At 68.3% G+C, this 13,401-nt stretch carries 9 protein-coding genes; 4 read left to right on the top strand and 5 right to left on the bottom strand.

The window, feature by feature from the left end:
* The first annotated feature begins 62 nt into the window (after positions 1 to 62).
* Complete coding sequence (locus AC07OZ_RS20340; protein ID WP_495468897.1) at positions 63 to 425, top strand: helix-turn-helix transcriptional regulator; 363 nt, start codon at positions 63 to 65, stop codon at positions 423 to 425.
* Positions 426 to 561: 136 nt separating this feature from the next.
* Here the strand turns inward: AC07OZ_RS20340 and AC07OZ_RS20335 are convergent, their stop codons facing one another.
* From AC07OZ_RS20335 to AC07OZ_RS20315, 5 genes are all read right to left on the bottom strand, one after another.
* Complete coding sequence (locus tag AC07OZ_RS20335) at positions 562 to 1,188, bottom strand: DUF7689 domain-containing protein (RefSeq protein WP_495468896.1); 627 nt, start codon at positions 1,186 to 1,188, stop codon at positions 562 to 564.
* Between the two features lie 162 nt (positions 1,189 to 1,350).
* Positions 1,351 to 2,241, bottom strand: coding sequence for a maltose ABC transporter permease MalG (gene malG / locus AC07OZ_RS20330; protein WP_495468895.1), 891 nt, complete (start codon positions 2,239 to 2,241; stop codon positions 1,351 to 1,353).
* A 10-nt stretch (positions 2,242 to 2,251) separates the two neighbouring features.
* On the bottom strand, positions 2,252 to 3,913 hold the full coding sequence (malF, locus tag AC07OZ_RS20325; RefSeq protein WP_495468894.1) for a maltose ABC transporter permease MalF: 1,662 nt from the start codon (positions 3,911 to 3,913) through the stop codon (positions 2,252 to 2,254).
* Positions 3,910 to 5,163: a maltose/maltodextrin ABC transporter substrate-binding protein MalE gene (gene malE, locus AC07OZ_RS20320; RefSeq protein WP_495468893.1), complete on the bottom strand. Its 1,254-nt coding sequence runs from the start codon at positions 5,161 to 5,163 to the stop codon at positions 3,910 to 3,912. Before malE ends, malF begins: the two co-directional genes overlap by 4 nt.
* Positions 5,160 to 6,260: an ABC transporter ATP-binding protein gene (locus AC07OZ_RS20315; RefSeq protein ID WP_495468892.1), complete on the bottom strand. Its 1,101-nt coding sequence runs from the start codon at positions 6,258 to 6,260 to the stop codon at positions 5,160 to 5,162. Before AC07OZ_RS20315 ends, malE begins: the two co-directional genes overlap by 4 nt.
* 175 nt (positions 6,261 to 6,435) lie before the next feature.
* Between AC07OZ_RS20315 and AC07OZ_RS20310 the strand changes: the two genes are divergently transcribed.
* From AC07OZ_RS20310 to glgX, 3 genes are all read left to right on the top strand, one after another.
* Positions 6,436 to 9,009, top strand: a complete 2,574-nt coding sequence (locus tag AC07OZ_RS20310) for a glycogen/starch/alpha-glucan phosphorylase (RefSeq protein ID WP_495468891.1) — start codon at positions 6,436 to 6,438, stop codon at positions 9,007 to 9,009.
* A 50-nt stretch (positions 9,010 to 9,059) separates the two neighbouring features.
* A complete protein-coding gene (glgB, locus tag AC07OZ_RS20305) occupies positions 9,060 to 11,081 on the top strand; it encodes a 1,4-alpha-glucan-branching protein (RefSeq protein WP_495468890.1) in 2,022 nt (673 codons plus the stop codon).
* Between the two features lie 86 nt (positions 11,082 to 11,167).
* Positions 11,168 to 13,345, top strand: coding sequence for a glycogen debranching protein GlgX (gene glgX, locus AC07OZ_RS20300; protein WP_495468889.1), 2,178 nt, complete (start codon positions 11,168 to 11,170; stop codon positions 13,343 to 13,345).
* Positions 13,346 to 13,401 lie beyond the last annotated feature (56 nt).

Here is a 13,401-nt window from a genome sequence, read left to right as displayed (position 1 = left end):
AGGAATGTGCAAATGTTCATCATTTTGGACAAATATTGGCATAAATGTCTAGAATGGTGAACATGCCAAGCAAGCCGCCCATCGTCTTTCCGCAGGAGCAGGGCATGCTGGCCCGTCTGGGCGAGCGGATCAAGCTCGCGCGACTGCGGCGCAAGTTCAGCAACGCGACGGTCTCCGCTCGGGCGGGCATATCGCGTACGACGCTCTACAAGGTGGAGGCGGGTGATGCTGGCGTCACGCTGGGAACCTATCTCCGCGTGCTCGCGGCCTTGGGGCTGTCGGGCGACTTCGACAAGCTGGCCGAGGATGACCATGTCGGTCGGCGTCTCCAGGACTTGGCGCTCGGCCCGGCGCCCGCGGCGTCTCGTGTTCGAACCAACCGGCAATCGGCAACGCACTCCAAGCCTTCGGGCGAGGAGGAATGATGGGGACTCTAGGCGAGACGCTGGAAGATGGCTGGCGCGCCCTGGCGCGACGCGCTCGTATTGCAGCTGCGGACATCGAGTTCACGGCGGCTGCGTTTTCAGCGCACGCGGAGTACCGCGCCCCACGTTGACGCGTTCATCCGAAACGCCTTCGAGGTCTTTGGAAGGCCAGTGACGGCGTGCCGTAGACGCCACCGCTGAGGCGCTCGGGCGAATCGATCCGGATGACCGGGCCGGATCCCATCTTGGATTCCCAGTCGCCATCGAAGTTCTGCACGATGGAGTGCGTGGGATAGAGGGCATCGTCGCCGTGACTGAAGGCGACCGCCAAGGTGCTCTTGAGGTCTTCGCTGATCCTGCTGTTTCTGTCCCTCAGGAACTCTCGCGCCTGTGCGCCAGTGACCCCATAGACGACGACCTTCTCGTGTCTCTTGTCGCGGCGCGTGAGTTCCTGCTGGTTGGCTGTGTCGATCGGAACGAAGCCCCTGTCCTGGAACCATCCGGTGATGCGCTGCAGACATTCCGTTCGCGACAGTCCCTTCGTCAAGCGCTCCGCTGGGGATTCGTATCCTCTCTCCATGCCGATCGCGTAGCAGTGGCAATTCAAGTCGGGAGATCCGCGCGCTTTCTCCATGAACGATCCCGGTGTCAGGCGGGGAGGCTCATGCGCGTATTGGTTCAGGTACGACTGGAAGGACTCGGCCCTTTCGAAAAGGGCAAGGGCGCCCTGCTGCGGAGCGCGCTGGATGGTCGACGGAGGCACGACATCTCCCCGGCTGCCTATGTCGTCCTTCAGTTGTCGACTGACAAATGAAAGTTCGCCATGGACAGGGAGAAGATCCGCGGATGGAACGCCGCGCGCTTCGCAGCGCGAGGCGCCGCGTGTCGGAAGATCTCTTGTGCGCGGGGTGGGGCGGAAAGGGGCTCAGCCCTTCACGCCACCCGCCGTCAGCCCCGACACGATCCACCGCTGCGCCAGCAGGAACACCGCCGTGATCGGCAGCCCTGACAGCACCGCCGCCGCCGCGAAGTCGCCCCACAGGAAGCGCTGGTCGTGCAGGAAGTACTTCGACCCCACCGCCAGCGTGAGGTTCGACTCCTCGCGCAGCAGCACCGACGCCACCGGGTACTCGATGATGCAGCCGATGAAGGCCAACACGAATACGACCATCAGGATGGGCACGGCCATCGGCAGCAGCACCAGCCTGAACGCCTGCCAGTGCGACGCGCCGTCGACCTTGGCGTTCTCCTCGATCTCCACGGGGATGGTCTCGAAGTAGCCCTTGATCGTCCAGATGTGCGTCGCCACGCCGCCCAGGTAGGCGACGATCACGCCCGCGTGCGTCTCGATGCCCAGCCACGGCACGAAGGTGCCGATGGTCTCGAAGATCGCGTAGATCGCCACCAGCGCCAGCACCGCCGGGAACATCTGCAGCAGCAGCATGCTGTTGAGGATGCTGGCCTTGAACGGGAACCTCAGCCGCGCGAAGCCGTAGGCCGCCGTCGTCGAGATCGCCACGATCAGCAGCGCCGAGATCGTCGCCACCTTGATCGAGTTCCACAGCCAGGTCAGCACCGGGAAGGGCGGCTGTACCAGTGAACCATCCGCCGCCTGGTAGGGAATGCCGAGCGCCAGTTGCCAGTGCTCCAGGCTGATCGTCGTCGGGATCAGGCTGCCCGTGGCGAAGTTGCCCGGCCGCAGCGAGATCGACACCACCGCCAGCAGCGGGAACAGCGTGATCGCCAGGAACACCCACAGCAGCACGTGCGCCGCGACGACGCGCCAGCGCGCCTGTTTGCCTCGAACGATGGCCATGCTCAGGTCCTCAGCGGTTGGCGTTGCGCATCAGGCGCAGGTTCAGGAGCGACATCCCCGCGACCAGCACGAAGATCAGCGTCGAGATGGCGGCGGCCAATCCGAAGTCCGTCCCCGAGTCGCGGAAGGCGATGCGGTACGTGTAGCTGACCAGGATGTCGGTCTGGCCGGCGGGGATCTTGGTGGACAGGTAGTCCGGCCGTCCGTCGGTGAGCAGCGCGATCAGCACGAAGTTGTTGAAGTTGAACGCGAAGGCCGACACCAGCAGCGGCGACAGCGGCTTGATGATCAGCGGCGCCGTGATCTTGAAGAAGTTGGTCAGCGGTCCTGCGCCCGCGAGCGCCGAGGCCTCGTACAGGTCCGACGGGATCGCCTTCAGCAGCCCCGTGCACAGGATCAGGATGTACGGATACCCCAGCCACACGTTGACGATCAGCAGCATGGTCCGCGCCAGCGACGGGTCCGCGAACCACGCCGGCCGCACGCCGAAGAGCGCATCCAGGATCGCGTTGATCTCGCCGAAGTTCTGGTTAAACAGGCCCTTGAACACGAGGATCGAGATGAAGCCCGGCACCGCGTAGGGCAGGAACAGCAGCGTGCGGTAGGCCGTGCGGTAGCGCAGGTCCTCCCAGTTCAGCAGCACCGCCAGACTCATGCCGATCGCCGTCGCGAAGAGCACCGTCAGCAGCGAGAACGTCACCGTCCAGCCGAAGATCGACAGGAAGGGGCCGCGGAACTCCGCGTCGAACAGCATGCGCTTGTAGTTCTGCGCACCGACCATGACCTTGTAGCCCGGCGCGAGGTGCGTGCCCGCCGCCGTGCCCTGGCCTTCGTAGTAGCCGGTGGCCGCGTCGGGACGGAAGAGGGCGCCGTCGGCGACGCGCTTCAGCGTGCCATCGGACTGCTCCTCGAAGTGCGGCTTGATCGGGCCGAACTCGCGCAGACCGAGGTAGTGCAGCGAGGCGTCGCCCGTGCCGCCGGTGGCCGCGGTGCCGCCACCTTCGCCCGGCAACCGCAGACGCAGTTGCGCGAGGGCCTGTCGATGGGCCACGAGTTCCTTGAGCGTCAGCGCCGTGCCCAGCGTCGCATCGGACGGTCCGGCCGGCTGCATCGTCACGTCCAGCGGCTTGTCGCCCTGGCGCAGCGCCAGCGGCGGCGAGACGAACTGCGCCGCGCCGCTCGCGGGATCGCGCAGCACGACGCGGAAATCGTTGCCGACGCCGTGCACGCTGTAGTCGCGCACGTCCTCGAGCACCGTGTCGTGCTGGTCGAGCAGGAACTCGCGCACGCGTTCCTGGCTCAGCAGGTGGGCCGACGAATAGTTGGTGAAGCCGATCTGCGTCGTGTACGCGAGCGGGAACGCGATGAACAGCAGCATCCCGGCCACGCCGGGGAAGAGGTAGCGGTAGGCGAAACCGGCCTTGGACAGGTAGACCGCAAAGCCGGTGCCGAAGAGCAGCAGCACGCCGAGCGCCCAGCTCGTCAGCCCCGCGGCGTACAGCATGAAGACGAGGTAGAGCGCCGCCAGCGCGATCACGGCCATCGTCGGCCAGTAGAGCGCCTTGGTGATCCGGTCCAGCGCGCCGGGCGGCTGGCGCGTGTAGGCCTCGGACAGCGGCGAGCCGGACAAGGTGGCGGCCAGCGTCGAGGTCGATGCGGTGGTGGCGTTCATTGCTTCAGCAGCATCCGGCCCGACGCGCCGTCCAGCGCGTCCTTGGGGCTTTGCAGGCCGTTGGTGATCGCCTCCAGTGCCGCGTCCATCGCGGTCCAGAAACGGCCCACCTCGGGGATGTTGGGAATGGCCTCGCCGGCGCGGGCGTTCTCCATGCTGGCGCGGATCAGCGGGTTCACCGACAGCTGCTGGTAGAAGGCCTTGTTGGCCGGCACGCCGATGGGCACGTCGGCGTCGAGCACCTGCAGCGAAGCGGGCCGCATCAGGTGATGCTCGATGAACTCGCGCGCGAGGTCCTTGTTCTTCGACGGCGCCGAGATCATGCAGCCCAGCACCCCGACGAAGGGCTTGGACGGCTTGCCCGCCACCACGGCGGGAATGGGCGCCACGCCGATGTCGATGCCGGCCTTGCGCGCGTTCTCCCAGGCCCAGGGGCCGGAGATCATCATCGCGACCTCGCCGCGCGCGAAGCCCGATTCCATCTCGGAATAACGCGCGCCGCGCGGCATCACGCCTTCGGTGATCAAACGCGCCAGCATCCGGCCCGCGGCCAGCGCGCCGTCGTTGTTGACCTGGACCTGCCGCGCGTCGAAGTCGCCCTGCGCGTCACGCTCGAAGATCACGCCGCCGGCGCCCGCGAACATCGGCCAGGTGAAGAAGCTCTTGTTGTAGTCCCACAGGATCGCGTGCTTGCCGCGCTGGCGCAGCTCCTTGTCGACGGCGATCAGCGCGTCCCAGGTCGCGGGCGGCTTGGCCACCAGCGCCTTGTTGTAGATCAGGCCCGTCGTCTCGATCGCGATCGGGTAGCCCCAGAGGCGGCCCTGGTAGCGGAAGGCCTGCCACGCGGCGGGCTCGACCTCGTCGTAGAGCGTCTTGCGCGGCTGGACCGGCGTCAGCAGTCCGGCCTTGGCCCACTCGCCCACGCGGTCGTGCGGCCAGCAGAAGACGTCCGGTCCCTTGCCGGCGCCGGCGGCCTGCGTGTATTTCTCGGGCGCGTCGACCGGATGCTCGACGACGACCTTCACGCCGGACGCGCGCTCGAACGCGTCGCCGACCTTCTGCAGCCCGTTGTAGGCCTTGTCGCCGTTGATCCAGACGAGCAGCTTGGGCGGCGTCTGCGCCGCGACCTTCTCGCAGCCGCCGAGCAGCGCGACGGCTGCCATGGCGACGAGCGCGCCGCGCGCCAGCGCCGGGCGCATCGCATCCCCCGAGGTCGCGCGGGGATGCGACGGCGTGAAGCGTCCCGTCATGCCGGCGCTCCGAGCCGCTTGAATGCCAGGCCCTGGCCGTCGAAGAGATAGCAGAGGTCCGGGGGCAGGTGCAGCTGCAGCGTGTCGCCGGCGCGCACGCGCGTCCTGCCGTCGAACTCGCAGGTCAGCGCGTCCTCGACGCCGGGGTAGGCGCAGTACGCGTGCGTCACGCCGCCCAGCGACTCGACGAAGGTGACGGTGCTGGCGATCAGGTTGGCGTCGCCGCCGACCTCGAAGTGCTCCGGACGCAGGCCCAGCGTGACCTTGTCGCCGGACTTCGCACGCGACGCCTCGACGCGGGTGCGGATCATCGCGCCGTCGCCGAGTCGCACCGTCGCGTGATCGGCGCCGGCGGTGACCACCTCGGCCTCGATGAAGTTCATCTTCGGGCTGCCGATGAAGCCGGCGACGAAGAGGTTGTCCGGATGCTCGTAGAGCTCCAGCGGCGTGCCGACCTGCTCGATGGTGCCGGCGCTCAGCACCACGATGCGGTCCGCCAGCGTCATCGCCTCGACCTGGTCGTGGGTGACGTAGACCATCGTGGTCTTGAGGTCCTCGTGCAGCTTCGCGAACTCGTAGCGCATGCGCACGCGCAGCGCGGCGTCGAGGTTGGACAGCGGCTCGTCGAAGAGGAAGACCTCGGGCTTGCGCACGATCGCACGGCCGATCGCCACGCGCTGGCGCTGGCCGCCGGACAGGTCCTTGGGCTTGCGCTCCAGCAGGTGCTCGATGTGCAGGATGCGCGCGGCGTAGCGCACGGAGCGGTCGATCTCGTCCTTGGGCACTTTCGCCAGCTTCAACCCGAACGCCATGTTGTCGTACAGGTTCATGTGGGGGTAGAGCGCATAGCTCTGGAACACCATGGCGATGCCGCGCTCGGCCGGCGGCACGTCGTTGACCAGCCGGCCGCCGATGCGCAGCTCGCCGCCGGTGATGTCCTCCAGGCCCGCGATCGTGCGCAGCAGCGTCGACTTGCCGCAGCCGGACGGCCCCACGAAGACCATGAATTCGCCGTCGCGGATCTCCAGGTCGATGTCATGCAGGATCTTGGTCTCGCCATAGGCCTTGGCCACGGCTTGCAGCTTCACATCCGCCACGGGGGTGTCTCCTTGTTTGTAGAGAATATACATGTCAGGTGGACGATCCACAACGCGGCTACACCCGATCAGAATGCAGTGAATCTCGTTGAATCAAAGACTTGCAGTCAGATTCGGGATTACCCGATGTAGTGAAACTACATGATTTTCGAGGGCTTGATGGATACTTCGCTTCATGACGACCGCCTCCCTCGACCGCGTCGCCGCCTTCCAGCAGGCGCTGCAACGTGAACGCCTCCAGTCCGGCCCGCAGGCTGGCCCTCAGTCCGGTGCTTCGGGTGCTTCCGGTGCGTCCGGTCCCGTCCCCGTCGGCCCTGCCGACGCCGACGCGGTGACCGCGGCGGTCCTGGGCGCCCGGGCGACCGCGGGCGCCGACCTGCACGCGATCATGCGCGCGGCCGCCGGCGCGTGCCGCGACCTGCTGGCCCAGCGCTGGACCGCGACGCAGGCCGCCGACGCCGCCCGCGGCGCGACGGCCGAGGTGCGCCGGGTGCATTACCTGTCGATGGAATTCCTGATGGGCCGCGCGTTGGGCAACGCGCTCGCCGCGCTGAAGCTGGACGAGCCGCTGCGCGCCGCCTTCGAGGCGGAGGCCGCGGAGGGCCAGTCCTTGCCTGACGTGCTGGAGCGCGAGAACGATGCGGCGCTCGGCAACGGCGGCCTGGGTCGATTGGCGGCCTGCTTTCTGGATTCGTTCGCGGAGCTGGGCCTGCCGTCCTTCGGCTATGGGCTGCGGTATCAATACGGCATGTTCGCGCAGGGCATCCAGAACGGCCGTCAGGTCGAGGCGCCCGACGACTGGATGGCGCTGGGCAACCCGTGGGAGGTGCCGCGCCCCGAGCTCCGCTATCCGGTGGGCTTCGGCGGCCACGTGGAGGTCGACGATCGCGGCGTGCGGCACTGGTGGCCGACCGAGCACCTGATCGCCCAGGCCTACGACTTCATCGTCCCGGCGCACCACAGCGAGCGCGTCTCGACGCTGCGCCAGTGGCATGCGCAGGCCGCGGCGCCGATTGACTTCGCCGCCTTCTGCCGCGGCGATCATCACGGCGCCGCCGCGCATCGCGTCGCGGCGGACGCGCTCAACTGGGTGCTCTATCCCGACGACAGCACCGAGTCCGGCCGCCGGCTGCGATTGAAGCAGGAGGCCTTCCTGGTCAGCGCCTCGCTGCAGGACCTGATCGCGCGCCACCTGCGCGAGGCGGGCTCGCTCGACGGCCTGGGCCGCGCCAATGCGATCCACCTGAACGACACGCATCCGGCCCTCGCGCCGGCGGAGCTGATGCGCCTGCTGGTCGACGAACACGGCCTGGGCTGGGATCAGGCCTGGACGATCACGCGCGAGGCGGTCAGCTACACCAACCACACGCTGATGCCGGAGGCGCTGGAGACCTGGCCGGTGCGCCTGTTCGAGCAACTGCTGCCGCGCCACCTCGAGATCGTCTACGAGATCAACCACCGCTTCCTCGAGGACGTGAAGCTGCGCTTCCCCGGCGACGTCGACCTGCTGCGCCGCGTGTCGCTGATCGACGAGGGCCACGGCGCAGGCCAATGGGGGGAGCGCCGCGTGCGCATGGCCGCGCTGAGCATCGTGTCGTCGCACCGCGTCAACGGCGTGGCGGCGCTGCATTCGGAGCTGATGGTGAAGACCATCTTCGCGGACTACGCGCGGATCTTCCCGTGCCGCTTCCACAACGTCACCAACGGCGTGACGCCGCGCCGCTGGCTGCAGCAGGCGAATCCAGGCCTGTCGGCGCTGCTGGACAGCCGCATCGGCACCGGCTGGCGCCAGCGCCTGGACGCACTGGAGCAGCTGCGTCCGCTGGCCGCCGACGCGGGTCTCGGCGAGCAGCTGCGGGCCGTCAAGCGCGAGAACAAGCAGCGTCTGGCCGAGCGCATCCAGCGCGAGCTCGGCGTGACGGTGAACGTCGACAGCCTCTTCGACGTCCAGATCAAGCGCATCCACGAATACAAGCGGCAGTTGTTGAACCTCCTGCACGTGATCAGCCGCTACCAGGCGATCGTCGCAGATCCGACGGCGGACTGGGTGCCGCGCACCGTCGTGATCGCGGGCAAGGCCGCGTCGGCCTACGTCGCGGCGAAGTCCATCATCCAGCTCGCGCACGACGTCGCCCGCGTCATCGACAGCGATCCGCGCGTCGGCGGCAAGCTCAAGCTGGTCTTCCTGCCCAACTACGGCGTGTCGCTGGCCGAGGTCATCATCCCGGCGGCCGACCTGTCCGAGCAGATCTCCACCGCCGGCACCGAAGCCTCGGGCACCGGCAACATGAAGTTCGCGCTCAACGGCGCGCTGACGATCGGCACCTGGGACGGCGCGAACATCGAGATGGCGCAGGCCTTCGGCGAGCGCAACATGTTCACCTTCGGCCTGAAGACCGCGCAGGTCGAGGCGATCCGCCGCGCCGGCTACGAGCCGCGCCGCGTCGTCGAGCAGAACCCGGCCTTGTTCGACGTCATCGACGCGATCGCGCGGGGCGAGTTCTCGCAAGGCGACATGGGCCGCTACCGCCCGCTGACCGACAAGATGCTGGGCGAGGACCAGTACCTGCTGATGGCCGACTTCGCCGACTACCTGCGCGCGCAGGCCGACGTCGATGCGCTGTTCCGAGATCAGGCCGCCTGGAGCCAGTGCGTGGCGCTCAACATCGCCGGCATGGGGATGTTCTCGTCGGACCGCACGATCGAGGAATACGTGGATCGCGTCTGGTCGGTGAAGAGCCTGGGCTGAGCCCGGGTCGAACGGGCAGGAACGGACCACGAGCACCGCACACGTCGACGATGCAGACCCCGACGCCACTGCTGCCCGATGCCGACCTCGCGCTGCTCGCGCGGGGCGAGCATCCGCGCCCGTGGTTGTGGCTGGGCGCGCATCCCGTCGACATCGGTGGCGAGCCTGGCGTACGTTTTGCGGTGTGGGCGCCGCATGCCTCGCGGGTCGCCGTCGTTGGCGACTTCAACGGCTGGTCGGGCTCGGCGCATCCGATGCGCCGCCGCGATGAGCACGGTGCCGGCCTCTGGGAAGTCTTCGTGCCGGGCGCCTCGCGCGGTCAGTTCTACAAGTACGAGGTCACCGGCCCGGACGGCACCGTGCTGCCGCTGAAGGCCGATCCCTACGCGTTCCGCGCGCAACTGCGGCCGGACAACGCGAGCATCGTCGAAGGCCTGCCCGACCCGCATCCGTTGCCGCAGGCGCGTGCGGCGCTCAACCGACGCGATGCGCCGATCAGCGTGTACGAGGTGCACGCGATGTCGTGGCGCGCGGCCGGCTCGAACGACCGCGCCAGAGGCGACGGCAGCGGTGTCTCCGGTGTCGCCGATGGCGTGAACTTGCCGGACTGGGACTTCCTCGCCCGCGAGCTGCCGCCGTACGTGGCCGGGCTCGGCTTCACGCACGTGGAGCTGATGCCGATCACCGAGTTCCCTTTCGACGGCTCCTGGGGTTACCAGACCCTGGGCCTGCACGCGCCGACCGCGCGGCTGGGCGCGCCCGACGGCCTGCATCGTTTCGTCGACGCGTGCCATGCGGCGGGGCTGGGCGTGCTGCTCGATTTCGTCCCGGCGCATTTCCCCGAGGACCCGCACGGCCTCGCGAAGTTCGACGGCACACCGCTCTACGAATACGCCGACCCGCGCGAGGGCTGGCATCGCGACTGGCACACGCTGATCTACGACTTCGGCAAGCCGCAGGTCCAGCAGTTCCTGTGCGGCGCGGCGCTGTTCTGGGCCGAGCGCTACGGCATCGACGGCCTGCGCGTCGACGCGGTCGCGTCCATGCTGTACCGCGACTACTCGCGCCCGCCGGGCGAGTGGATCCCCAATATCCACGGCGGCACCGAGAACCTCGAGGCCATCGCGCTGTTCAAGCGCCTCAACGAGGTGCTCGGCCGCGAGACGCCTGGCGTGATCACGATCGCCGAGGAGTCGACCGCCTTCCCGCTCGTGTCCGCGCCGACCTCGGTCGGCGGCCTGGGCTTCCACTACAAATGGAACATGGGCTGGATGAACGACACGCTGCGCTACATGCGCGAGCAGCCCATCCACCGCTCGTGGCACCACGAGAAGATGAGCTTCGGCCTGGTCTACGCGTTCAGCGAGAACTTCCTGCTGCCGCTGTCGCACGACGAGGTGGTGCATGGCAAGGGCTCGCTGCTGTGCAAGATGCCGGGCGGACACATCGGTGAAGGCGGAGAAGGTGCAGAAGGTGCAGAAGGAGAAGAGGGCGGCGCAGGCGAGGGCGGTGATCCCGGTGTCCATCGGGACTGGCAGCGTTTTGCTCACCTGCGCGCGTACTTCGGCTTCATGTGGGCGCACCCGGGCAAGAAGCTGCTGTTCATGGGTCAGGAGTTCGCGCAGCGCGACGAATGGAATTTCGAGCGCGCGCTGCCTTGGGACCTGCTCGACGATCCGCGACATGCCGGCGTTCAACGGCTCGTCGGCGACCTCAACCGGCTCTATCGCGACTGGCCCGCGCTGCATCGGCTCGACGGTGAGCGCGATGGTTTCGAATGGCTGGTGAAGGACGACCTCGCGCACTCGGTCTTCGCCTGGGTGCGCCGTGGCGGCGCGGGCACGGAACGCACCGGCGTCGTCGCGGTCAGCAACTTCACGCCGATCACGCGAGTCGACTACCGGCTGCCGATGCCGCATGGCGGACCTTGGCGCGTGGTGCTGAACACCGATGCGGCGATCTACGGCGGCAGCGATGTCGCGATCGGTGCGCTGGATCCGGCGCCGGACGATGATCCCGCCATCACCTTGACGCTGCCGCCGCTGGCGACGATCTTCCTGGTGCCGGCCTGAGCCGGCGATGACCTTTCAACGACCTCTCCGCGACGTTTCGAATGAGCGCTCCTTCCGATCAGTCCGCATCGCCGAATGATTCGCAGATGACATCGCCCGTCGCCTCGTTGGCAGCGGGACAGGCACTGATGCCCGGCCGCCATGAACCGCTGGGCGCCACCGTCCGCGATGGCGGCGTCAACTTCGCCGTGTTCTCGGCGCATGCGACGCGCATCGAGGTGTGCCTGTTCGACGACGCCGGCACGACCGAGATGGCGCGGCACGCGCTGCACGGCCCGGTCGACGGCGTGTGGACCGGCTTCCTGCCGGGCGCGCAGCCGGGGCAGCTCTATGGCCTGCGCGCGCACGGCCCGCACGCGCCGCGCGAGGGGCATCGCTTCAACGCCGGCAAGCTGCTGCTGGATCCGTACGCCCGCGAGATCGTCGGCGAGTTCCGCAACCTGCCCGAGGACCACGGCTATCCCTTCGGACATGCCGACGGTCCGTTCGCGCTGGACGAGCAGGACAACGGCGCGACCGCGCTGAAGGCGCGTATCGCCGCGCCGCTCACGGGGCCGAGTCCGCGCGCGAACGCGCCGCGCCATGCGCCACAGGACGTGGTGCTGTACGAAGTCCACGTGAAGGGCTTCTCCATGCGCCATCCGGAGATTCCGGAGGCGCTGCGCGGCAGCTACGCCGCGCTCGCGCATCCGGCAGCGATCACGCATTTCAAGCGGCTCGGCGTGACCACGCTGTCGCTGCTGCCGGTGCAGTTCGCCGCCGACGAGCCTCATCTCTTCGGCACCGGCCTGCGCAACTACTGGGGCTACAACACGCTGGGCTTCTTCGCGCCCGATCCGCGGCTGGCGTCCGCCGCGGTGCGCCACGACCCGGCCGCCGTCGTCGCCGAGTTCCGCGCGATGGTCCGGGCGCTGCACGAGGCGGGGCTCGAGGTGGTGCTCGACGTCGTCTACAACCACACGCCCGAAGGCAACGAGTGGGGCCCGACACTGTCGCTGCGCGGCCTGGACCAGAAGAGCTACTACCGGCTGCAGGCCGACGATCCCTCGCGGATGGAGAACCTCACTGCCTGCGGCAACACCGTCAACGTCGCGCATCCTCGCGTTGCGCAGCTGGTGCTGGACTCGCTGCGCTTCTGGGTGGGCGAGATGGGCGTCGACGGTTTCCGCTTCGACCTCGCGCCGGTGCTCGGGCGCACGGCGGCGGGGCACGATCCGCAGGCGGCGTTCTACACGGCGCTGCGCCAGGATCCGCTGCTGTCGCAGGTCCATCTGATCGCCGAGCCCTGGGATGCCGGCCCGGACGGCTATCAGCTCGGGCGCTTCCCGGGCCGCTTCATGGAGTGGAACGACAAGTTCCGCGACGCGGCGCGCGGCTTCTGGCTCGGTCACGGGCCGGACGGCAAGACGATCACCCGCGGGGAGTTCGCGCGGCGCTTCAGCGCGTCGAGCGATGTCTTCCATCCGCATGGGCCTTGCGACGAGCGTGGTCAGCGCTCCCCGCTCGCCTCGATCAACTTCCTGGCGGTGCACGACGGCTACACGCTGAACGACCTGGTCAGCTTCAGCCGCAAGCACAACGAAGCCAACGGCGAAGACAACCGCGACGGCCGCGACGGCGAGCTGTGCGGCAACTTCGGTGTCGAAGGACCGACCGACGATCCCGCCATCCGCGAGGCCCGCGAGCGCGCCCGCCGCGCGATGCTCGCGACGCTGCTGCTGTCGCAGGGCACGCCGATGCTGTACTCGGGCGATGAGTTCGGCAACGGCCAGGGCGGCAACAACAACGCGTACTGCCAGGACAACGAGATCGGCTGGCTCGATTGGCCGAGCGCCGACGAGGCGCTGATCGCGTTCACCGCCGAACTGGCGCGGCTGCGACGCGCGCATCCGCTGCTGCGTCATGCGCAGTGGTTCGCCGCGCCAGGATGTGCTCCTGAACACGGATCGGCGCACGGCACGACCACGCTGCGCTGGTTCCATCCCGATGGTCACGAGATGCGCGAGCACGACTGGCACGACGACCGGTCATCCGCCTTGGGCGCGCTGTTGAGTCACGCGCAGGAGCGCCTGCTGCTGCTCGTCAATCCCGACGCCCGGGCGGCACGCTTCGTGTTGCCTGCCACGGGGGAGGGCGCTCCGGCGTGGCGGCTGCTGCTCGACAGCAGCGGCGCGCTCGCCGAAGCGCTGCCGCTCGAGGCGGAGATCGCCGCGCCCGCGCGTAGCCTGCTGCTGTGGCGTGCGGAACCGGCGGCCGGCGCCTGAGCGTCCCGGCCACCCGCCAGAATCACGCCATTCCCGGATCCACCCCTTCCTCGATT

It is taken from the genome of Roseateles sp. GW821-FHT09G03 (genome assembly GCF_059416045.1).
Note: the sequence above shows the minus strand (reverse complement) of the source record. Positions and strands in the feature narration are given on the sequence as shown.

What these genes read in the sequence shown, in the direction of transcription:
- AC07OZ_RS20340 (WP_495468897.1), top strand. Translation starts at nt 63, where the DNA reads ATGCCAAGCAAGCCGCCCATCGTCTTTCCGCAGGAGCAGGGCATGCTG.
- malE (WP_495468893.1), bottom strand. Translation starts at nt 5,163, where the DNA reads ATGACGGGACGCTTCACGCCGTCGCATCCCCGCGCGACCTCGGGGGAT.
- malG (WP_495468895.1), bottom strand. Translation starts at nt 2,241, where the DNA reads ATGGCCATCGTTCGAGGCAAACAGGCGCGCTGGCGCGTCGTCGCGGCG.
- glgX (WP_495468889.1), top strand. Translation starts at nt 11,168, where the DNA reads ATGACATCGCCCGTCGCCTCGTTGGCAGCGGGACAGGCACTGATGCCC.
- AC07OZ_RS20310 (WP_495468891.1), top strand. Translation starts at nt 6,436, where the DNA reads ATGACGACCGCCTCCCTCGACCGCGTCGCCGCCTTCCAGCAGGCGCTG.
- malF (WP_495468894.1), bottom strand. Translation starts at nt 3,913, where the DNA reads ATGAACGCCACCACCGCATCGACCTCGACGCTGGCCGCCACCTTGTCC.
- glgB (WP_495468890.1), top strand. Translation starts at nt 9,060, where the DNA reads ATGCAGACCCCGACGCCACTGCTGCCCGATGCCGACCTCGCGCTGCTC.